A 23,204-nucleotide genomic window follows, 5' to 3' on the forward strand; every position below is an offset into this window, starting at 1 on the left:
ATTCTACTTTGCTCTATATAATTCACAGCATTTTTTTGTTAACTCTCTCACTCTACCAATATAGGCTGTACGTTCATTCACACCAAGCACACCTCTTGCATCAAGTAGATTAAGTAGATGGCTCGTTTTAATACATTGGTCATAAGCTGCTATCGGCAATTCTTTTTCAACAAGGAATTTACACAGTTTTTCTGTATCCTCAAACTGCTGTTGTACTACTTTAGTATCATAATAATCAAGTGCCAGGTAAGAAAACTCTCGCTCTCTTTGTTTAAAAATATCTCCATAAGTTGCACCGCTACCGTTCCACATTATGTCGTAAACATTATCTACACCCTGTATGCACATTGCTAAACGCTCTAACCCATATGCTACTTCACCAGGAATTATTCTGCAGTCAATACCTCCCACTTGCTGTATATAAGTAAGTTGTGTTACTTCCATTCCGTTGCATGTAACCTCCCAACCAAGACCGGATGCGCCAACACTTGGGTTTTCCCAATCATCTTCAATAAACTTAATATCATATTCTTTTGTCGATACACCAAGAGCTTTTAAGCTATTTAAGTAAATATCTTGCAAATTGCTGCCAGATGGTTTTATTATAACTTGGTATTGATGATGCTGATATAAACGATTAGGGTTGTCGCCATAGCGTCCGTCTGCAGGTCTGATTACTGGTTGTAGATACGCAATTTTTGTTGATTTTTCGTCAATCGCTGACATGATTGTTGCGGGATGTAGTGTTCCAGCTCCAACTTCAGACGTATATGGATGAAGTATAGTACACCCTTCATCTGCCCAAAAATCTTGTAATCCCTTTATTATATCCTGTAGATTCACGCAAACTGTATATCTTTTAAACTGAATACATAAGCAAATAAGTACTATTCTATACTTATTTTTTTAATAGTGCCATGAAAATAGTCACTCAAGGCTATTGAACTTTCTTTTACATACTCAAATATGCTTTTGTTTAAAACAATCGCATCATGCATAGTCAGATCGCAGAATATAAATGCAGTCAAGTACAATAAAATCACTGCATAAAACACATGAAAAATCCCTTCAAATGTGATTGATATTGCATTGTTATAACTAAGCTGTATCGTACTTATCGGCCATGGTTTTATTACTTCTACAATATTAAAAAATAAATAAGGTATTATAAAGAAAAAGAACAAATGCATAAGATCATTAAACCAAAATGGACATTTAAGTATTGCCTTGCATATACTTAAATAGAATTTACTTACAATATAATAAATTGACATTATTGCCGGCATCGAAAACGCAACAGTCATCACCTGTCCTGATGCTATTTGTATTACTATATTCTCATCACTGCTGGCTGAAGGATCTTGAGTATGAAAAATAGATATGCCAACTAATTGCAGCACTAACATAACTATTGCTAGCTTGGTAAAAATAGCAGCTACAACTATGCCTGAATTCGGCATTTTATATAGTATAAAATCACCTCCGTATGTAAGCATTAATATAATGTCGGTAATAAATAATATTAGAAAAGAAGACCAATAATGCTGCCAACCCGGTAAATATCCTACTCCTAAAAAAGAGCTTACTATTTTGGCAGGAAAAACCTTGCCTAGCACCTTACCCAAAAATTGAAAAAAAATCCCCATGTCCTAACTAACACTTGACTTATATTTTTCACAATACTGAATTGTAATGGACTTATCAATACACTTCTTGCATAGAAAAAAGGCAAATAGTTAAAAACGATCTAAATTTACCAATAACCGTTATCCCTTCTTTCTTCATATTAGTGCCTCTATCCCAGTGCTCCTTTTCCTGTCATTCAAGTAGCCCCTTTGCGTCATTAGATCTCTTGCATAACTGGAATTCAAAAGTTGATGTCATTCCAGCTCATGACGCTGGAATCTAGTCTTTATTATGATTCAATTTGCGGTTAGTTTTTCTGGATCACAGTGTCACGCACTGTGATATGATGTCAGTATGTATAGCTAATTCAAAATATTAAAAAATTTACTAAATAAAAAAAGGCAAAAGAACCCCCTTATAGCGAGTTTTATAATTTAAATTGGCGTTGTAATAATGTGCTAACAAGCGCGATTTGGCTGAACGTAGAAAAAATAAAAAAGACATGCAGCCGCTATAATTTTATGTAATTTGCCAATAAATACCTGAGTTTTTTACTGAATTTTTGTTGTTAAATCTGCAGAGATTAAAAACAAGGATAAATACTTTTATTGATATGATAAGGAAAGTGGGAAGGTTTGTCAAGTCACTTCGGCCAGCTACCTACTTAGATGTTCCACACTGCTAAGTAGATACCAAATTTTTTGCAACATCAAGTGCAGCATAGGTAAATATTGCACTTGCACCTGCACGTTTAAAACCAATTAAGGACTCATAAATCACTCTGTTATAATCCAGCCAGCCATTATTTGCTGCAGCTTTTATCATTGCGTATTCACCGCTTACTTGGTAAGCAAAAATCGGAAAATTGAACTTGTCACTTGCTGTTTTTATTATATCTAAGTATGGCATACCCGGCTTTATCATAATAAAATCTGCACCTTCATTTATATCCATTTCAATTTCGCAGATTGCTTCGCGTGCATTTCGATAATCCATTTGATAACCACTTTTGTCGATGAAATTTGATGATGCGCACGAACCGACAACTTGCCTGAACGGCGCATAGAAGCTAGAACAGTACTTTACTGCATAGGACAATATTGACACATTCTGAAAGTTATTATCATCCAATGTTTTTCTTATTTTTCCTATCCTGCCATCCATCATATCAGAAGGAGCAACTATATCGCATCCTGCTTTTGCTAAAACAAGTGCTTGCTTACATAATGCTGACACAGTCTCGTCATTTTCTACATCTATCCTACTGCTTTTTAAAATGCCATCATGACCGTGAGTAGTGTATGGGTCTAGTGCAATGTCTGCAATAATGCCAATATCCGGTACATTTGATTTTACAGCACAAATTGCTTTACAGATTAAATTGTCAGGATTGTACGCTTCCTCGGCGTTTTCAGATTTTAGTTTACTATCAACTACAGGAAAAATTGCAACAGCATTAATCCCCGAGTCCTTAGCTTTCTGAATTATAGAAATTAATCCATCTATTGAATAACATTTGATATCAGGTAAGCCAGAAATTGGCTCAATTGTTTCTTCTCCGTCATGAACAAATAAGGGAAAAATCAAATCATTTACTGATAAAGTGCTTTCACTTGTTAAATTGCGAATCCACTTGCCTGAGCGCCTACGCCTTAACCTTGTATTTGGGAAATTAAACATTGGATCCAGGCAAATTCCCAGTAAAAAGCAACACTCCTGAAATGAGTATAACCCAAAGTACCGATATTGGCAAAAATACTTTCCAACCAAGACGCATTAATTGATCATAACGATAACGAGGTATTGTAGCTCTAATCCAAACAAATATAAACAAAAGTACAACTATCTTCAAAACAAACCAGATTAAACTAGGAATTTTATACAGCAAACTAAGCTCTAATGGAGGATACCACCCTCCTAGAAAGAATATTGTCATCATAGCGCTTGCTAAAATCATATTTGCATATTCTCCCAAGAAAAAGAGAGCAAAAGGCATTGATGAATACTCGACGTTATACCCAGAGACGAGCTCTGCTTCAGCTTCTGGTAAGTCAAATGGGTGACGATTAGTTTCGGCAAGCAAAGAAATAAAAAATATCATTCCTATAGGCATTAGTAATAAATCAATCCAAAATGGCATATTATGTTTCGCTACCACCATCTCTCCAAGATTTAATGTGCCAGTTGTAATAACAACTGTAGCAACTATTAGACCTATTGAAACTTCATATGAAATCATTTGAGCAGCTGACCTTATAGCGCCAAGAAATGCGTAATTAGAATTACTAGACCAGCCTGCAATAATAATGCCATATATTCCCAAAGAGGATATAGCTAGCACATAAAGCACTCCAACATTAATATTTGCTATTACCTTAGGGATTATTACCTGCTGTCCATTTTCTGTAGTTATTTCAGCTCCAAATGGTATAACTGCCCAGGAAATTAATGCTAAAATAAAGGTGATCATTGGAGCCATAATAAACAGTATTGTGTTTGCTCTAAATGGTATTATCGGCTCTTTAATTATCAATTTGATAGCATCTGCAAACGGCTGCAATAAACCAAATGGCCCTACTACACTTGGACCATGTCTCAGTTGAATTGCACCAATAACTTTGCGCTCAAAATATACTAAATATGCTACTGAAAGCAAAAGTGGAATAAGAAGAAAAAGAATATCAAATATCAAGTACATGCAACCCTAAATCAAAAAAATAGTTCATAATTGTGGCAATAAAAAATACAGCAAATGCTCTAGACACAAAAGACAATGTCCCTATTGAAATCAATAGGACAACACTTTTCTGTACAGCATTTAGCTTAATAGAATAGTAAAATGATATGCATATGAATGACACTAGTGACATCATAATTAAGATCATTGTGAGAGGCAAATAATTCCCTCTTCCCTCGGTAACTATAATAAATGTTATTGCCATCCATACATATCCTTCCGTAAATAGTGCAATAATATCATTGATAAAATCAACTAGCTTATAAACGAACTGTTTTTCTAATGTATTTTGTTCTTTACACAAAAATATAGAGTTTAATTTTCGTTGAAAATATACCAGAGTTATTAGTAATAATGGTGTTAGAATAAATAAAATATTAAGTAGAGTGTTCATAAAAATCCTTAGTACAATCTGACATTATTTTTGAAGCGCGACCTATTGAGTCTGTCATATAAAAATTACACTCCTTTAAAGTAAAAGGCGTATTACTTAAATTTATTTTACCATTGCTGATTGGTACCCATGTATTTTTTACCACTTGATCAACACTTCTAAACTGTGGACCGATAGTATCTAATTTTTTTCTCACATCAAATAAACTATCATATAACAAGGAAAGGCTCAAATATTGGGATAAATTTTTAATAATCAACCAATCTTCCTTTGCTTCACCAGGAGGAAAAACAGCTAAATTTGTTCTCTGTACTCGCCCTTCAGTATTTACATAAGTTGCATATTTTTCTGTGTATGCAGCTCCAGGTAGAATGACATCTGCTATATGCGCTCCCCTATCACCATGGTGGCCTTGATAAATTACAAATGTATTTTCTAATTTTGATGTATCAATTTCATCTGCACCAAGAAGATAAACAACTTCCACCTCGCCACTTTCTGCCTGTTTTAGCATCTGATTAATGTCTTTTCCACCTTTGCTAGGAACAAATCCAATATCGAGTCCACCAACCCTTGCTGCAGCCTTATGCAGTACGTTAAAGCCATTCCAGTCATCTCTGATCATGTTAAATTTTTCTGCAATTTTGCCAGCTAGAGCTAAAACTGATTCAGAATCATCTCTTATTAATGCATCTTGACCGATAATTAGCATAGGGTTCTGAGCCGCACTCAGTAACTCGCAGAATTTGTGATTTCCCTCTTCTATTTCTTTTAGAACGTTTGGACCATCACCTAATCTTTCAACATTATATAGATATTCAAGATTAGGACCAATATTTGCAATAGTGAAATTACCTTGTAAATATCTCTTTCTCAATCTTGCGTTAATTATTGGTGCTTCTATCCTTGGATTCGTATTGATTAGCAAGCATAAATCTGCACTTTCTATACCCTGAATAGTGGTATTGAACACATAAGATCCACGATTACTTGATATAAGATTTGCACCATCTTGCCTGCAGTCTATATTCCCCGAACCAAGCTTCTGCATCACTTCTTTGAGTAGAAGCATAGACTCACAATCTGCTAAATCACCTGCAATTGCAGCTATTTTGTTTGATTTCGTACTCTTTAGTTTCTTTGCAGCAAAAGCCAATGCTTCATTCCAATCAACTGGAATTAATTTGCCCTCTTTTTTTATATAAGGTCGATCGAGGCGTTGTACTTTGAGTCCATCGTAAGCAAAACGAGTTTTGTCTGATATCCATTCTTCGTTCACTTCTTCATTGAGTCTTGGCAATATTCGCATAACTTCAGGACCACGACAATCAACTCTAATATTACTTCCCACAGCATCTAGCACATCTATAGTTTCACAATGTGATAGCTCCCATGGACGTGCTGTAAAAGAATAGGGCTTTGAAGTTAAAGCTCCCACCGGGCAAAGATCTATAATATTCCCAGATAATTCAGAGCTAATATGCCTTTTTATGTAAGTACTAATCTCTATATTTTCTCCCCTTCCAATTCCTCCAAGTTCATTTGTACCTGCAACATCAGACAAAAATCTAACACACCGAGTGCAATGAATACACCTGTTCATTGCAGTTTCAATCAGCGGACCAAAATGTTTTTTTGGCACAGCCCTCTTATATTCATCAAGTCTGCTGATTCCTTTACCATAAGCCATCGTGATATCTTGCAAATCGCATTCACCACCTTGATCGCAAATTGGGCAATCAAGCGGGTGGTTTATTAGCAAAAACTCAAGCACACCTTCACGCGCCTTTTTTACCTTGGGAGTATCCGTGTGAATAACCATACCCTCTGCAACTGGCATTGCACAAGAAGCTACTGGTTTTGGAGGGCCACCCTCAACTTCAACCAAACACATTCTGCAGTTACCAGCAATTGCTAAACGCTCATGATAACAAAACCGCGGAACTTCAACGCCCACAACTTCACAAGCTTGAATTATAGTGAGCCCATGCTCTACTTCACATTCCTTAGAATTAATAGTAACTTTAACCACAACTACTATACAGCTTCCCACTTTATAGGATTGCCGCTTACCTCATCTTCAACTAGATTGCCGTTATCGTATTGAGCAGACATATAGTTCATACGTGAATCACGGTCTATATATCTAACCGGCTTTACCGGTTTATCCTTATACATTTTTTGTTCTGCTTTCTTACGCTGAGTAGGGTTATTTTTACTAGCTGTTTTCGCTTTTCCGCCTGCTGCCATATAAACTCCTAAAAACTTCCTATTTTATTCTAACACTTAAGTATATACCGTCAATACCAAATAGCTTTAAAGTTTTAATAGTCCATCATTACAATCATCATTTGAACAAAATACTTTCTCTTGATGCTGCTCAAGTGTGTAACTTTAGAATCCCCAAAAAAGAAAATGTAAGTTACTTTGATGATATCATTTTCTACGTCTTATAAATAGACATTCATGTAGCCGTAAATTAAGCTATAAACTCAATACAAAGATCCTTAATTATTAATCTCATAGTACTTCTCAACCAACTTATTTAGCAACCTTACACCGAAACCTACTGCCCCTCTTGGAGAAATATCAGTGCCTTTTTCGTGCCAAGCAGTGCCTGCAATGTCTAAATGTGCCCAACAAGTGTCGTTTACAAAACGCTGTAGAAACTGTGCAGCCATTATACTATCTCCACCAGAACCTGCAGGAGCTATATTTTGCACATCAGCAATCGGCGAATCAATAATTTTGTTATAAGTTTCATTCATAGGAAAGCGCCATAATTTCTCATTTACTTCATTTCCTGCATCAATCAGATGATTCGCTAATTCATCGTTATTTGAAAAAAGACCAGCATATTCATTACTTCCCAGTGCAACCACTATAGCACCAGTTAAAGTTGCAAGGTCGATCATAAATTTCGGTGCAAATCTATCTTGTGTATACCATAAAGCATCCGCAAGTATTAGTCTTCCCTCTGCATCGGTATTTAATATTTCTATTGTTTGTCCAGACATTGAAGTGACTACATCGCTCGGTCTTTGAGCATTACCATCCACTGCATTTTCTGCAAGTGCAACCACACCAATTGCATTTACTTTTGCTTTTCGCCCAGCTAGAGTATGCATCACTCCAACTACAGTAGCAGAACCTGCCATGTCATATTTCATTGACTCCATACCGCGTGAGGGTTTAAGTGACACTCCACCAGTGTCAAACGTTATACCCTTGCCTATAAAAGCTATTGGTTTTTGTTCTTGAGAAGCCCCATTCCATTTTATCACCACTAACTTTGGCTCTTTACTACTTCCTTGTGCTACTCCAAGCAGGGCTCCCATTTTTTTCTCTTCCATTTGCTTTTTATCAAGCACTTCAACCTCAAGACCAAGTTTAGTAAGTTCAGCTTTTATACGATTAGCGTAAGACTCTGGATATAAAATATTAGGTGGCTCAGTAGTAAAAGCACGTGCAAGAAAGATACCTTCACCTTCGTGTTTTAAACGCTCAAATGATTTTTCAATGCTACTTAACTGTTCATCTTTTACTAATAATGTAATTTCCTCTACTTCTGTAATTTTTTCATCCTTTTTAGTTTTATACTTATTAAACTTGAAACTGCGCAGAAATGCTCCATATGCAACATTTGCTGTACTGCCCTCGATTGAAATAGCTGCTCGCTTGATTCTTAATCTGCTTAGCTCACAATATATTTTACCACCAATATTTAATCCTTTGCTTTCATCCCATTCATCTCTCATTCCAAGACCAGCAACTATAATATTTTTTCCCTCTGATGAAGTAACGGAGAAAAATTCACCAAAACCTCCATTAAAACCACTAAATTTCTTGATGTTATCTATAGCTTGCTTATCTTGTAGAACATTAGTTATGAGCTTATCACCCTCAAACAAACCTACCACTAGCGTCTCAAAATCGGGTAAAGCTTTAGAAATTGTTATCTTCATCGTTGACATCTCCGTTGCAAATAATTGTAAGCTGCACATAAAACATAGTAAAAACATTAGTAAGATATTTTTCATATACATTTTAAGTACAATAGCGCTTAAGACTACTATGAACTCCCCTGATATGCAAGGGCTTTATCTTTTATCAGAAAATTTGTTATGCCCACCTAGGGTTATATTAAATGTGTAGGTCTTCATGGCCTGATTGTTATAAGTAAATGGTGCTATCAGAAGGCTTGCAAGTCCACTCTCAATAAGATTACCAAGAAGAAGATCATCACAGTTATCGCAATTATGATCAGCAAAAAACATTTGTGTTGTGAATTCTGGAAAATCTGGATGTTGGACCAAAAAGTTGATGTGTGGAGCCCTATCACCAATTTTACCTGGTACTATTGTAATAAAATTATAATAGCCAAGGTTATTTACTACAAATCTTCCTGATCCAGCAAAATTTGGATCAAGCTCCACATTTTCATCATAATAGCTCATGCCAAGTGAGTCTGCGTGCCATATAGAAACCACAGCATTTTGTATCGGTAAGCAATTTACATCAGTAACTCTACCCACTACATTTATTAATTCTCCTGCTGCATTATTTGGAGAGCCAGGTTTTCTTCTTAAATTATTTGAAGAGTTAAAGCTTTTTGGCCTTGTTTCAAGATCATAAATCCCTGGAGTTTCAATACAATTAAGCAAAATAGGATCAGCCGCAAATAATGACAAATCGAATATAAATTGTACTAAAAACGCTAATAAGATATTTTTTACATTCATTTTGTTTATAGTGCTTTTATCAGAATTATAGCAACCTTTTTCTTTTATTAAAGACAAGACTTTCTTTGAATCCTCCTTAGAATCACAACTATCCTTTCAGTGTATGAGTTTTAGGTTTTAGTACTGCATACACAACTGCACGGACTTCCAATTTAGAAATTGCAAATCAATCCAAACACGCAAGTGTAATGTTACCGCCACATGCTGTAGTGTTGACACTTACAACCTTTTCTATAGAAAAACGTTGCAGATAATTAGGACCACCAGCTTTTGGTCCGGTACCTGACAGTCCTCTACCGCCAAATGGTTGCATTCCAACTGCTGCACCTATTTGATTGCGATTGATGTATACATTTCCAACTGATATTTTCTTGCTTATTAAATCGATCTTACTTTGTACACGGCTTTGCAAAGAAAACGTAAGTCCATATCCTGTATTGTTTATATCACTTATAACTTCATTTAACTGCGACTTATTAAAACGTATGATATGTAAAATAGGCCCAAACACTTCTTGCTTTAATTGCGAAATTTTTTGTATCTCATAAATGTACGGAGGAAAGAAATAACCATTATAAGAATTTGTATCCATGGGTACCTTGGACAAAAGGTTTGAATCTTCATCCCTTGATATTTTTTCCGTATGTTTAGTGAGCATATCAATAGATGCTTTGTCAATTATTGGACCAATATCTGTGCTCAGTTGTATTGGGTCACCTATCTTTAGTTCTTGAGCTGCATTGCATATCATTTTTATCTGTTTTTCTGCTATATCTTCTTGAATAAATAGCACTCTGAGAGCAGAACAACGTTGACCGCCACTGCGAAATGCAGAAATTAAAACATCCTTAGTTACCTGCTCTAAAAGAGCAGAACTATCAACAATCATAGCATTTAATCCACCAGTTTCAGCGATAAGTGGCACAATAGGACCATCTCTGCTGGCAAGCATTCTATTAATTATTTGAGCGGTCTGTGTTGAGCCGGTAAAAGCTACACCGGAAATTCTATTATCTGGCACTAATATTTTACCTAAATATCGACCATCTCCTGGAACAAGATGTAATACATTTTTTGGTATTCCAGCTTCGTGTAGTATCTTAACGGCTTCATAGGCAATAATCGGCGTTTGCTCTGCCGGTTTTGCCAGCACTGCATTACCTGCTACAAGTGCAGCTGAAACCTGCCCAATGAAGATAGCAAGTGGAAAATTCCACGGTGATATGCATAAGAAAACTCCTCTGCCCTCAAAAAAGATGAAGTTATCTTCACCTGTTGGACCTGGCAATTTTTTCCAGTCATTCAGTTCGTTTTTTGCTATCATTGCATAATAGCGCAAAAAGTCGATTGCCTCTCTTACTTCTGCTATTGCATCGGATAAAATTTTTCCTGCTTCCAAGATGAGAATGTAAACCAACTCTTTCATCCTTTCCTCAAGCAAATCTGCAGCTTTTTCAAGGCATTTAGCGCGCTCTTCTGCTGAAATATTCTGCCACTTAGTAAAAGCACTATGTGCTATTTCAAGAGCATTTAAAGCCTGAGCGCTTGTTGTACTTGACACTTCTCCAATTACATTTTCCAAATGTGCAGGATTCACTACTTCGATAAATTCAGCACTATCAAGTAGTGCCTTTCCATCAATTATTGGCCCAACTTGCCATTTCTTTTCACTAAATTTTTTTATATCATTTGCAAATTGCGAAACTGTAATTGAATCACTAATATCCATCCCCAAGGAGTTTTTTCTTTCCTCTCCAAAAATATCTTGTGGCAATGGAATGTTTTGATGAGGTTCATATTCTAAACTTTTAGCTTTTTCTAATGGATCCGAGACTAATTCTTCAATTTTAACGTTAGGATCATTTATTTGATTGACGAACGAACTATTAGCTCCATTTTCAAGAAGACGCTTAACAAGATATGGTAATAAATCACTACGTTTACCAACTGGTGCATATATACGACAGCTGATGCTTGTTGCAAGTTCTGACATTGCATAATCATATAAATCCTCACCCATTCCGTGTAAACGCTGAAACTCAAATCCAGGATGATCTTTGTCAGCAAGCTCTATTATAGTAGCAAAAGTATAGGCATTATGAGTTCCAAAGCATGGGTAAAAGTGATTTACTTTGCTTAAAAGCTTCTGTGCACACGCAAGGTAGCATACATCAGTATAGCTTTTTCTTGTAAATATTGAATAACCACTTAACCCTAGCTCTTGTGCACACTTGATTTCTGAGTCCCAATATGCACCTTTCACAAGCCTCACCATAATTTTATGCTTTGATCGGATAGCAACATCCTCAACAAAATCAAGCACAGATAAAGCACGTTTTTGATATGCTTGTACAGCCAAGCCAAGCCCTCCCCACTGAGAAAGTGACTCATCAAGACGCAGTTGCTCGAATAAAACTAATGACATCTCAAGTCTTTCTGATTCTTCTGCATCTATGCATAGTGAAATGTTGTATTTTTTTGCTTCACGACAGAGCTCTAAAACCCTAGTAAATATCTCACCAGCAATTCGGTCAAATTGACCAAATTCATAACGTGGGTGCAAAGCAGAAAGTTTTATTGAAATTCCATGGGATTTAAAACAATCATTCACTTCAGTAGTTGCACCTATAGCTTTTATTGAGTGCATGTATGAATCAAAACACTCTTCTGCATCTTCAGCTGTGTGAGCAGCTTCGCCAAGCATATCAAAAGAGTATAAAAACTTACTATTGTCATCTAGTTTTGCATATCTTAAAGCTTCTTCTATGGTTTCTCCAACAACAAAATGATTAGCAAGCATAGACATTGCTTGTTTTACTGCTTTGCGAATGATCGGTTCTCCTAAATTCTTAAGTAACTTAGAAATTGCGTAATAGAACTTCGAATCGCCTTCATTATCTCTCAATATACTGCTACCTATCATCAAGCTCCATGTGGAAGCATTAACAAACAATGAAGAGGAACGCCCCAAGTGTTTATTCCATTCTTGGTTGGTAATTTTATCTTTGATCAATTCGTCTATTGTGTAATCATCTGGTATTCTAAGTAGCGATTCAGCAAGGCACATCAATGCTATTCCTTCATCATTGGAAAGCGAATATTGCTGCATAAAGGAATCTACAATACTTAATTTATTGTGTTTGATTTTTTCAATAACTTGTTTTGCAATATTGTAAATTCTGTTTTTCGAATCAACCGAAAGTTCTACTTTTTCTACAAGATAACGTACACAGCTTTTTTCATCAGTACGATAAAATCCTTGTAAACGTTTTCTGAGTTCATTAGGTTCTTGTATAGAGCTAATCATAATTATCTATAAAACACCTTTACTATATGTAAGGTAAAATTATATCATAACTTCGCATAGAACAAATCATTATTTAAAAGGACCAGGGCTGGAGCTAAAAGAAGTCTAGTACTTACTTTTACTAAGTCGAAAGAAGTATGTAGCTTAACACTCCACCACTCATTAAGTATTTAATCTCAGTTGCGGTTTGTACACAGCATTTGAGTTGTATTGATTGCTTTGAATTATCCTGTCTTTTAATGATACATTCTAGATTTCCATTTGATACTATTTCACCTTTTATGCTTATTATCTCACTACCATCAAATATCTTTCTGGTTATTCCATTTTGGAATATAAGTGGAAGAACACCCATGCCGACCAAGTTGGACCTATGTATGCGTTCAAAACTTTCTGCAATCACAGCTTTAATTCCCAGTAATGCAGTACCCTTTGCTGCCCAATCCCTACTTGAACCTGTACCATATTCTTTTCCTGCAATGACAACTAATGGAACAGCTTCTCTTTTATATTGCATTGCTGCATCAAAAATTGACATAGTTTCTTGAGAAGGAATATGTTTTGTATAGCCACCCTCAGCGCTCACCATTTTATTTCTTATTCTGATATTAGCAAAGGTTCCACGCATCATTACGTTGTGGTTACCGCGGCGAGATCCATATGAATTGAAATCTTGCGGTTCAACTCCAAGACCTTTTAAATATATGCCTGCAGGACTATTTGAGGCAATATTTCCAGCAGGGGAAATGTGGTCGGTAGTGACGCTATCGCCAAACATCGCTAGTATTTGCGCATTCTTTATATCAACTATGTTGCTTCCATTGTTCTTAGTCGATAAATTATCAAAATAGGGAGGGTTTTGTATATAAGTGCTTTTCGCGTCCCAATCATAGATTTCACCTTTCTCACACTTTATCTTTTGCCAATGCTCATCACCAGAAAAAACATCCTTATACTTTTGTATGAACATTTCACGCGTCACAACACTTTTAACACAGCTCTCAACTTCATTATTTGTTGGCCATATATCTTTGAGATAGACATCATTTCCATTCTTATCTTTGCATATTGAATCTTTTGTCAAATCAATTTGCACAGTGCCTGCAAGTGCATATGCAACAATAAGTGGCGGAGATGCCAAGTAATTAGCTTTGACTAACGGATGAATTCTTCCTTCAAAGTTACGATTGCCAGACAAAACTGCAGCAACAGTTAAGTTTTTGTTTTTTATATCATCCTCTATATCCTTATTAAGTGGACCAGAATTTCCAATGCAAGTTGTGCAGCCATATCCAACTAGATTAAAACCCAAAGCATTTAGATCTACCTGCAATCCAGACTTTTCTAAATATTCTGTCACAACTTGTGACCCTGGAGCAAGAGAAGTTTTAACCCAAGGCTTTGATTTTAATCCAAGTTTAATTGCATTACGAGCTACAAGACCTGCAGCAATCATCACACTTGGATTTGAGGTGTTAGTGCAGCTTGTTATTGCTGCAATCACTACGCTGCCACTCTGGAGCTGATCGCCATAGATAGGTTCCAACGAAGGTCTGTTTGTCTCATTAATAGGAAAAGATGTAGAAAAAGATTCCGCTACTTCTGAAAGGAAAATCTTATCCTGTGGTCTTTTAGGACCAGCCATCACTGGCTTTACGCTTGATAAATCAAGCTCTAGTGTGTCAAAAAATGCTAACTCATTACTGCTACGCCACAATCCCTGCTCTTTTGAATAGACTTCAACTAATTTGATCAGCTCTTCTGGTCGCCCTGTTAAATGTAAATAATCGAGTGTTTTCTGATCAATTGGAAAAAACCCACAAGTTGCACCATATTCTGGGGCCATGTTAGCTATAGTGGCCCTGTCTGCTAGAGATAAATAATCTAAACCATCACCATAAAATTCTACAAATTTACCAACAACACCTTTTGTTCTTAGGATACTGGTAACCGTCAGCACTAAATCAGTCGCAGTTACTCCTTCCGGTAGTCTGCCAATTAATTTAAATCCAACTACTTCTGGAATCACCATACTAATTGGTTGACCAAGCATCACAGACTCAGCTTCTATGCCTCCAACACCCCAACCAAGGACTGATAACCCGTTAATCATTGTAGTGTGACTGTCAGTACCAACTAAAGTGTCAGGATATATGACCCCATCATTATTACACACAACTTGCGCTAAATACTCAAGGTTTACTTGATGGCAAATTCCAGTACCTGGTGGTACTACTCTAAAATTTGTGAAGGACGACTCTCCCCACTTTAAAAATTGATATCTCTCCAAATTTCTTTTTACTTCTAGCTCAACATTTTTACTGAATGCGGAAGTGCTTCCATAACTATCTACTTGAACAGAGTGATCGATCACAAGATCAACAGTTACAGATGGATTTATTTTGCTTGGGTTACCTCCGTTTTTCTTCACATAATTACGCATTGAAGCTAAGTCAACGACAGCAGGAACTCCTGTGAAATCCTGCATCAAAACCCTTGCTGGCTTGTAGCTAATTTCGTGATTAATGTGTTTCTTGACGCAATTTGCTAATATCTTTATGTCATCTAATTTAACGCTTACTCCATCTTCGTTGCGCAATAAATTTTCAAGCAATACCTTGAGTGAACAAGGCAATTTGGTTAAATTTACTCCTAAGAATTTACCAGCGTTACTTAGGTTAAAGTAGTTATATAACCTTCCATCAATATTTAAAGTCGTCTTTGCATTTAAAGAATTGTTCATCCTGTATTAGTTAAAATTGGAATTACTAGCGCTACTTTTTTGTTGTTGACTTTGCTGCTGATACATAGTTTCAAAATCTATAGGATCTAGCATAAGTGGAGGAAACCCACCACTACTTGTAGTTCTTGCAATTACTTCTCTTGCAAAAGGAAAAAGAAAAGTAGGCCCGCCAATAAACAAAGCTTGTCTTACTTCCTCTTCACTCAACTCTTTCAAATTTTCTATTGAAAAAATACCACAATACTTTATCTCACAAATGAAAGCTATACCATTTTTTATATCTTCATCTTTTATCGTCGCTTTGACTTCTATATGCAAAGTAATTTCATGAAAAGGTTTTTCTTCATTTATTCCTTCTTTGCTTTCCGTTCCTTCTAATTTTGCTGAATTAATATTAACCTTTACATTAATATCGGGAGCTTTACTAGAAGGAAGGAATGGCGAATTTGGATTCTCAAACGAAAGATCTTTGACATACTGACCATGAATTTTCATTTTGTGTTGTAACATTTCTTACTTCTCCTTTAATTAAGTTGAGATATTTAATACTTTCTTATATAATATATTCATTTATAAACGAATAGCAAACCTAACTATAGGCTAATATGCAAAACATATTTTTATCAATAATTAATAATATTTAGATACTTTATATACCAAGGGGTTAAGTTACCATGATAGAGCTTGTAATATATGCTTTACTAGCGGCGTTTATTTTTTCACGCTTATACAATTCTTTAGGAAGATCAGCCAGTCTCAACCTAAAAAAGCTAACAGTTGTATTGGATGCAAGTCAAAGTAAAGAGGATGTGGTAGAAAATATCGAAGATTATATTTATAGCAACGACAAAAGTTCAATAGAAGCTACTTATAAACAAATATTACAAAAAAACAGAGAGTTCTCTATTTCCAATTTTATAGAAGGTTCAAGCATAGCTTTTGAATTAATAATTAAATATTTTAACCAAGGGAATTTACCTCAATTAAAATCCCTTCTGGACAAAGATTTGTATAACAGCTTTGTGGATAAGATTAAGCATCGTAAAGAGATACACGAGTCTATAATTGTTTCTATCGTTTCACAAAAGATCTTAGAAATAAAGCTAGTAAAAAACGTAATATTTATTGCAGTATATTTCCTTTCAGAGCAAATTAACTTCGTTAAGAATAATGAAGGAGATATCATATCAGGTAGTATGTCTACTATTAACAAAGTTGAGGATGTATGGCAATTCAAAAAAAATATTAATTCATCAGATCCAACCTGGTTGCTTGTTTCCATTAACTACAAGAAGGTAAGTACCGATAAAAATTTAACAGCAAATGACAAGTGAGATTAGTTACACCGATGGAAAGTAGGCTACGAGAAATAGTACTTGATACTGAAACTACAGGTCTTGACACTGAGTCTGGCCATCGAATTATTGAGATAGGATGTGTAGAACTAATTAACCGTATTCCAACAGGTAAAACATTTCATCGATATCTTAATCCAGAGAGAGATATACCTTACCACTCATTTAAGATTCATGGTATTAGTGAGGAGTTTTTGGAAGATAAGCCACTATTTTCAGATGTTGCACTTGAATTTCTTGACTTCATATCTAATGACATCTTGGTAATTCATAATGCTGAGTTTGATATTAAGTTCCTTAATATGGAGTTAAACAAGTTGAATGCCGGGTTAATTTCCTCAGATAGAGTGCTAGATACATTACCACTTGCAAGAAAAAAGTTTGTAGGATCACCTGCTTCTTTAAATGCATTATGCAAGCGTTTTGATATATCGCTAGAAGGTAGAGAGTTACACGGAGCATTAGTTGATGCTCAATTGCTTGCAAAGGTCTATGTTGAGCTTACAGGAGGATTGCAAACCTTTTTATTTAATAATGAATGTGCTCAGGACAATAACTCTACGTTTATTCAGCATAAAGTGCGTAATTTAGCTCGCAGAGAACATTCACCAAGTATTAAAGAAATTGATGAGCATAAGAAATTGTTAGATAAAATTAACAACCCACTTTGGAAGGAATATATTGAATCAATCAACTAATCAATATATGATTTAACTTTATTGGAAACGCTTTAATGATAAAGTTTATAAGGTTATTGTCTAGTTTGCTAATAACAGTAGCAGCTATCTTCTTAGGTTATTGTTATTTTACCAAGCAAGGCATATTTGTTTCACAAAATACAGAAATTAAGGTAGGTGGAGATTTTTCTTTGATCAATCAAGACGGACAAACAGTACGCAGTAGTGATTTTAAAAATAAGTATATGATGATTTTTTTCGGATTTTCCTCATGCAAAAGAATTTGCCCTATGAATCTCGGCATAATTTCAGAAACACTTGCAAAGTTAGATAAGAAAACTGACAATAAGCTACAAACATTTTTTATCACAGTTGATCCTGAGCGCGATAACACAGAAAGGCTTAAAGAATTTCAGCAGCAATTTGACCATAGAATACAAATGCTAACTGGTGAAAGACAAAAAATAGATGAAGTAGTTGCAAAGTATAAAGTATATGCAAGTAAAGTAGATGGAGAAGAGGAAATTAACCATTCTTCAATGATATACCTTATTAGCCCTGAAGGAAAATATGTCACACACTTTGTAGCTGATTTAAATTCAGATGAAAGTCAATCTGATAAGATTCTGGCTGAGATAAAAAAATATGTAAGCTGAACTAAAGGTATCCGTTCAGGAGAGGTATCCGTTCAGGAGAGTGGTTTAAGAAACAATAGATAAGAGGTTTTGGAAAGGATTGAGACCCCTTTGTTTCCATGTTAAGTATAACGAAATTATCCGTTCAAGGAATGCATTTCCCCGCTTTGATTGTGTAAAATACGAATTTTTGCGGTAAACGACATAATGCCGTATCTGCTGTTCAGCATGGTTGTTTGTCAGCGGAATGTTTTTTGGGTCATCTAAAAAATTCCACATCATTCTTTCAGATTTCAAAATATTTTTCGCAACTCGAGAGGCTCCAATTGCTTCAGGTAAGTAGGATATTTCCTTCAAGTAATACCTTGTACGTTTTCGCAACTTTCTGGCACGTCTGGCAAATCTAAAAACATCTATCTCATTTTTTAGCAAAGCCTTTTTTAGTGCAAATAATTCAGTAGCTACATTTCTTAAGTAACAGCCAAGAACTTTGACTTCAATATTCCAACTATGCGCTAATCTTTCAAAATCCCTTGCTAAGTGTGCCCAGCAGATTTGCCTTTTTTCATCAGCAAAGTAATTGTATACTGCGTACCTGTCGGTTACCACTAAGCTATTATGATTGCAGCATGCGTTATTTTTTAAAACTTTCATTCCTCTTGACTCTGTCAACTTCACAAAACTTGCCGTATTGCTTGCAAACATCCAACACCAAGCGAGTTTACCTTTGTTATAATGGCTCGTTTCATCAATATGTAGAACTTTACTCCTACTTATCTCTTGTTCGATCTGCTCATACATTTTTTTGCATTTTGAAGCAACTCTATGTTCACTATTTGATATGCTAACGACGCTTATGTTCAAATTGAAGATATCATTTACGACACTCGCTATTTCGCGTTTTGAATTTTTGTAGAATCCGCTGAACGCTGCAATTATTGACTTAACCCTTGGACCAAATGTATCTGACGTAACACCTTCTGGTAACTTACTGCTTCTTCTTTTTCCGCATCTCCGGCAACGACCATGCTCCATCTGATATTCCACTACATAAGGCCTAATTTCCGGAAGATCAACTTTTTGATGAATGTACGGTCCATTGCATATTGCAATCCCTCCTCCGCATTCACAAGTAGATGACAACTTTACTTTTATCACCTCATCTGCATCCATTTTGGCGCGAAAACTTCCTTTATGACCAACCTGACCACCAACGTTTCTGTCGCTCTTTGGCTTGTCCTTTTTTATTTTGTACAACTCTCTAGAGCTTGGTAGAGATGAATTTTTCGAGTTTAAACCAAGCCTTTCCTTTAATTCAGCGTTCTCTATCTTTAAAGCCTTGTTCTCTGCTTTTAAACTTTCATTCTCCCTTTCCAGCTTTTCTATTTTTGCTTCTAACTTTTCTATTTTTTGCTGTAAATTTTTGCAAAGCTCTAAAAGGTTTACCACATTACCTCACTTTTGCTCTATGATTATCTTTTTAGATCACCTTGTCTACCTTATTCTGCCACTCCGCTGAACGGATACGAACTAAAGAGCTTAGCTTACTTTAAATTTATGCTAACAGCTATTTTGATTAAACTAAGTCGTTTTTTTAATTTTTTCTAGGATCAACTCAGCAGCTTTTTGTTCAGCAATTTTCTTACTAGAAGCGCATGCAGAAACTTTGCCATAATTCTCTATGAAAATTGATATAGTAAACTCAGGATTGTGTGCTGGTCCAGTTTGTTTTACAAGTTCATACTCTGGTAAAGGTAATTTGTTTTTCTGAGTCCACTCTTGCAGTGAAGTTTTAGGATCTTGAGGAGGATCGAGGATGTCTTTAGCTAGCTTTTCCCAATGTCGGATAATAAATTTTTCAACACTCTCAAGTCCACCGTCAATATAAATTGCACCTATTAGTGCCTCAAGCGAATTTTCTAAATTTTTTAAGTTACATTTCCCTCCGTTGCAACGTTCACTATTATTCATGATGATAAAGTTACCTAACTCTATTTCTTTAGCAACATTAGCAATGGTACTGCCACAAACTAGATCCGTTTTTCTTTTTGCCAATGCTCCTTCTTTTTCTTCAGGAAACATTTTAAACAGCATAGCAGATACAACCATGTTCAAAATACTATCGCCCAAAAACTCTAGCCTTTCGTAGCTTACGATCTGGTCTTCGCTATTCCTTTTATTTACGCTTGGATGGGTTAATGCCTCTTCTAATATTGCATGATCTGTAAATTTATAATTAATAACTTTAGATATTATATCGTTCAAAACTTTCATGTTCATCATTCAAAAGAAAAGCACTCCCTATCATACCTTTACACTAAAAAGTTAGCTCTACTTTACTAAAACAATATCAATAACTTCCAAAATTAATGTATACAACCCACTGCTTCAGTAATGTTACTAAATCCATCTCTTTTTACCAATTCTGCAAGCTCCAGATTGATTTTGTTCACAACTTGATGCCCCTGATATACGAGAGCAGTGTACAGTTGTACTAAAGAGGCTCCTGCCTTTATTTTTTCATATGCGTCAATACCACTTGAAACTCCCCCACATCCTATCAATAGAATCCTGCTCTTAGTAAGCTTGTACATATCACTCAATAACTCGGTTGAAAGTTGAAACAATGGTCTGCCGCTCAACCCACCACTCTCATTATAGTAAGAATCTCGACTTATCGTAGTGTTGCTTACTATTAAGCCGTCAATTTTATATTCTAGTGCAAGCTCAGCGATATCTTCTTTTGCTTGCTGATCTATATCTGGAGAAATTTTTAATATTATCGGTATCGATTCAGAGCTATCGATTGATTTCCGAGTTAGAGTGATAGATTTCAACAATTTGGATAATTCTTGTTTATTGTGCAAATCGCGCAAGTTAGGTGTGTTTGGGGATGAGATGTTCAGTACTATATAATTGCTCTTTCCATATACTATCTTTATTAAGTCAACATAATCGCTGATTTGGTCCTTTGATGTACTGTTTCTTCCTATATTTATACCAAAAATACAATCACCAAGTTTAGTTTCACTTATCTGTTTAAGAAAATAGTCTACTCCTTTATTATTAAATCCCAATCTATTAATTATTCCTTCATCTTTAATTAATCGAAAAATTCTCGGTTTTTTGTTTCCATATTGGGGATGTTTAGTTACAGTACCAGCCTCAATAAATCCAAAACCAAATGAGAGCATCGGCTTTATAACTTCCGCATTTTTATCAAAACCTGCAGCAAGACCTACAGGACTCCTAATTTTATTACCAAAAAAGTTTACATTTAAAGACTTAGGTAGTTCTATAGGTTTCCTACAGGGCATCTTTTTTAACGCCGTTATTACCAAGGAGTGAGCAATTTCAGGCGGCAGTAAAAACAATAAATTACGTAATATCATTTTGTAAAACACTTTGCTTATTTTTAGTTTATTTTTTACCATGCAACAAGAATAACTTAGAAAGCTTGAGGTTTATCAAAATAGTAAGTATATAGTTTCTATGAGTAGTAAAAACTAATTTTTCTGAAGGGAAACCAGAACTTGATCAGTATTTTTATCTACTAATTCGAGGTAGCCAAATTTGTTGTATCCGTTCAGGAGAGTGGTTTAAGAAACAATAGATAAGAGGTTTTGGAAAGGATTGAGACCCCTTTGTTTCCATGTTAAGTATAACGAAATTATCCGTTCAAGGAATGCATTTCCCCGCTTTGATTGTGTAAAATACGAATTTTTGCGGTAAACGACATAATGCCGTATCTGCTGTTCAGCATGGTTGTTTGTCAGCGGAATGTTTTTTGGGTCATCTAAAAAATTCCACATCATTCTTTCAGATTTCAAAATATTTTTCGCAACTCGAGAGGCTCCAATTGCTTCAGGTAAGTAGGATATTTCCTTCAAGTAATACCTTGTACGTTTTCGCAACTTTCTGGCACGTCTGGCAAATCTAAAAACATCTATCTCATTTTTTAGCAAAGCCTTTTTTAGTGCAAATAATTCAGTAGCTACATTTCTTAAGTAACAGCCAAGAACTTTGACTTCAATATTCCAACTATGCGCTAATCTTTCAAAATCCCTTGCTAAGTGTGCCCAGCAGATTTGCCTTTTTTCATCAGCAAAGTAATTGTATACTGCGTACCTGTCGGTTACCACTAAGCTATTATGATTGCAGCATGCGTTATTTTTTAAAACTTTCATTCCTCTTGACTCTGTCAACTTCACAAAACTTGCCGTATTGCTTGCAAACATCCAACACCAAGCGAGTTTACCTTTGTTATAATGGCTCGTTTCATCAATATGTAGAACTTTACTCCTACTTATCTCTTGTTCGATCTGCTCATACATTTTTTTGCATTTTGAAGCAACTCTATGTTCACTATTTGATATGCTAACGACGCTTATGTTCAAATTGAAGATATCATTTACGACACTCGCTATTTCGCGTTTTGAATTTTTGTAGAATCCGCTGAACGCTGCAATTATTGACTTAACCCTTGGACCAAATGTATCTGACGTAACACCTTCTGGTAACTTACTGCTTCTTCTTTTTCCGCATCTCCGGCAACGACCATGCTCCATCTGATATTCCACTACATAAGGCCTAATTTCCGGAAGATCAACTTTTTGATGAATGTACGGTCCATTGCATATTGCAATCCCTCCTCCGCATTCACAAGTAGATGACAACTTTACTTTTATCACCTCATCTGCATCCATTTTGGCGCGAAAACTTCCTTTATGACCAACCTGACCACCAACGTTTCTGTCGCTCTTTGGCTTGTCCTTTTTTATTTTGTACAACTCTCTAGAGCTTGGTAGAGATGAATTTTTCGAGTTTAAACCAAGCCTTTCCTTTAATTCAGCGTTCTCTATCTTTAAAGCCTTGTTCTCTGCTTTTAAACTTTCATTCTCCCTTTCCAGCTTTTCTATTTTTGCTTCTAACTTTTCTATTTTTTGCTGTAAATTTTTGCAAAGCTCTAAAAGGTTTACCACATTACC

Annotated in this window: 19 protein-coding genes; 3 read left to right on the forward strand and 16 right to left on the reverse strand. The window is 35.5% G+C overall.

What is annotated here, in order from left to right; all coding sequences use genetic code 11:
* Positions 1 to 3: 3 nt before the first annotated feature.
* From ONG75_RS05285 to secB, 12 genes are all read right to left on the reverse strand, one after another.
* Positions 4 to 843 carry a glycine--tRNA ligase subunit alpha gene (locus tag ONG75_RS05285; RefSeq protein WP_264374578.1) on the reverse strand — a complete coding sequence of 280 codons (840 nt, stop codon included), beginning with the start codon at positions 841 to 843 and terminating at the stop codon, positions 4 to 6.
* Between the two features lie 44 nt (positions 844 to 887).
* Complete coding sequence (locus tag ONG75_RS05290; protein ID WP_264375950.1) at positions 888 to 1,646, reverse strand: phosphatidylglycerophosphatase; 759 nt, start codon at positions 1,644 to 1,646, stop codon at positions 888 to 890.
* A gap of 661 nt (positions 1,647 to 2,307) precedes the next feature.
* Entirely contained in the window at positions 2,308 to 3,306 is a 999-nt protein-coding gene (gene hemB / locus ONG75_RS05295) for a porphobilinogen synthase (protein ID WP_264375951.1), read from the reverse strand.
* Positions 3,299 to 4,324 carry an NADH-quinone oxidoreductase subunit NuoH gene (gene nuoH / locus ONG75_RS05300; RefSeq protein ID WP_264336835.1) on the reverse strand — a complete coding sequence of 342 codons (1,026 nt, stop codon included), beginning with the start codon at positions 4,322 to 4,324 and terminating at the stop codon, positions 3,299 to 3,301. Before nuoH ends, hemB begins: the two co-directional genes overlap by 8 nt.
* A 125-nt stretch (positions 4,325 to 4,449) precedes the next feature.
* The gene (locus ONG75_RS05305; RefSeq protein WP_264375952.1) at positions 4,450 to 4,572 is read right to left on the reverse strand and encodes a hypothetical protein; all 123 of its coding nucleotides are present in this window, start codon (positions 4,570 to 4,572) and stop codon (positions 4,450 to 4,452) included.
* Between the two features lie 168 nt (positions 4,573 to 4,740).
* Positions 4,741 to 6,789, reverse strand: a complete 2,049-nt coding sequence (gene nuoG, locus ONG75_RS05310; protein ID WP_264375953.1) for an NADH-quinone oxidoreductase subunit NuoG — start codon at positions 6,787 to 6,789, stop codon at positions 4,741 to 4,743.
* Positions 6,790 to 6,794: 5 nt separating this feature from the next.
* Complete coding sequence (locus ONG75_RS05315) at positions 6,795 to 7,007, reverse strand: hypothetical protein (RefSeq protein WP_006279675.1); 213 nt, start codon at positions 7,005 to 7,007, stop codon at positions 6,795 to 6,797.
* A 257-nt stretch (positions 7,008 to 7,264) separates the two neighbouring features.
* Positions 7,265 to 8,761 (reverse strand): leucyl aminopeptidase, encoded by a 1,497-nt coding sequence (locus tag ONG75_RS05320; protein ID WP_264376176.1) that lies wholly within the window; start codon positions 8,759 to 8,761, stop codon positions 7,265 to 7,267.
* A 96-nt stretch (positions 8,762 to 8,857) separates the two neighbouring features.
* Positions 8,858 to 9,499 carry a protocatechuate 3,4-dioxygenase gene (locus ONG75_RS05325; RefSeq protein WP_064085711.1) on the reverse strand — a complete coding sequence of 214 codons (642 nt, stop codon included), beginning with the start codon at positions 9,497 to 9,499 and terminating at the stop codon, positions 8,858 to 8,860.
* Positions 9,500 to 9,665: 166 nt separating this feature from the next.
* Positions 9,666 to 12,806 carry a bifunctional proline dehydrogenase/L-glutamate gamma-semialdehyde dehydrogenase PutA gene (gene putA, locus ONG75_RS05330; RefSeq protein WP_264375954.1) on the reverse strand — a complete coding sequence of 1,047 codons (3,141 nt, stop codon included), beginning with the start codon at positions 12,804 to 12,806 and terminating at the stop codon, positions 9,666 to 9,668.
* Between the two features lie 121 nt (positions 12,807 to 12,927).
* A complete protein-coding gene (acnA, locus tag ONG75_RS05335) occupies positions 12,928 to 15,549 on the reverse strand; it encodes an aconitate hydratase AcnA (RefSeq protein WP_264375955.1) in 2,622 nt (873 codons plus the stop codon).
* 6 nt (positions 15,550 to 15,555) lie between these two features.
* On the reverse strand, positions 15,556 to 16,059 hold the full coding sequence (gene secB, locus ONG75_RS05340; protein ID WP_264375956.1) for a protein-export chaperone SecB: 504 nt from the start codon (positions 16,057 to 16,059) through the stop codon (positions 15,556 to 15,558).
* 164 nt (positions 16,060 to 16,223) lie between these two features.
* Between secB and ONG75_RS05345 the strand changes: the two genes are divergently transcribed.
* From ONG75_RS05345 to ONG75_RS05355, 3 genes are read left to right on the forward strand one after another with little or no spacing between them, the layout of a single operon-like run.
* Positions 16,224 to 16,883, forward strand: a complete 660-nt coding sequence (locus tag ONG75_RS05345; protein ID WP_264375957.1) for a Tim44/TimA family putative adaptor protein — start codon at positions 16,224 to 16,226, stop codon at positions 16,881 to 16,883.
* 14 nt (positions 16,884 to 16,897) lie between these two features.
* A complete protein-coding gene (gene dnaQ, locus ONG75_RS05350) occupies positions 16,898 to 17,602 on the forward strand; it encodes a DNA polymerase III subunit epsilon (RefSeq protein ID WP_010404360.1) in 705 nt (234 codons plus the stop codon).
* A 35-nt stretch (positions 17,603 to 17,637) separates the two neighbouring features.
* Positions 17,638 to 18,237 carry an SCO family protein gene (locus tag ONG75_RS05355; protein ID WP_010404358.1) on the forward strand — a complete coding sequence of 200 codons (600 nt, stop codon included), beginning with the start codon at positions 17,638 to 17,640 and terminating at the stop codon, positions 18,235 to 18,237.
* Between the two features lie 45 nt (positions 18,238 to 18,282).
* Here the strand turns inward: ONG75_RS05355 and tnpC (ONG75_RS05360) are convergent, their stop codons facing one another.
* From tnpC (ONG75_RS05360) to tnpC (ONG75_RS05375), 4 genes are all read right to left on the reverse strand, one after another.
* Positions 18,283 to 19,665, reverse strand: coding sequence for an IS66 family transposase (tnpC, locus tag ONG75_RS05360; RefSeq protein ID WP_264375454.1), 1,383 nt, complete (start codon positions 19,663 to 19,665; stop codon positions 18,283 to 18,285).
* Positions 19,666 to 19,797: 132 nt separating this feature from the next.
* The gene (gene rnc, locus ONG75_RS05365) at positions 19,798 to 20,490 is read right to left on the reverse strand and encodes a ribonuclease III (RefSeq protein ID WP_029237654.1); all 693 of its coding nucleotides are present in this window, start codon (positions 20,488 to 20,490) and stop codon (positions 19,798 to 19,800) included.
* Between the two features lie 92 nt (positions 20,491 to 20,582).
* On the reverse strand, positions 20,583 to 21,650 hold the full coding sequence (locus tag ONG75_RS05370; protein ID WP_264375958.1) for a quinone-dependent dihydroorotate dehydrogenase: 1,068 nt from the start codon (positions 21,648 to 21,650) through the stop codon (positions 20,583 to 20,585).
* Between the two features lie 165 nt (positions 21,651 to 21,815).
* Complete coding sequence (gene tnpC, locus ONG75_RS05375) at positions 21,816 to 23,198, reverse strand: IS66 family transposase (RefSeq protein ID WP_264375454.1); 1,383 nt, start codon at positions 23,196 to 23,198, stop codon at positions 21,816 to 21,818.
* Positions 23,199 to 23,204: the final 6 nt, after the last annotated feature.

The organism is Wolbachia endosymbiont (group B) of Sphaerophoria taeniata (genome assembly GCF_947179355.1).
Taxonomy (GTDB): domain Bacteria; phylum Pseudomonadota; class Alphaproteobacteria; order Rickettsiales; family Anaplasmataceae; genus Wolbachia.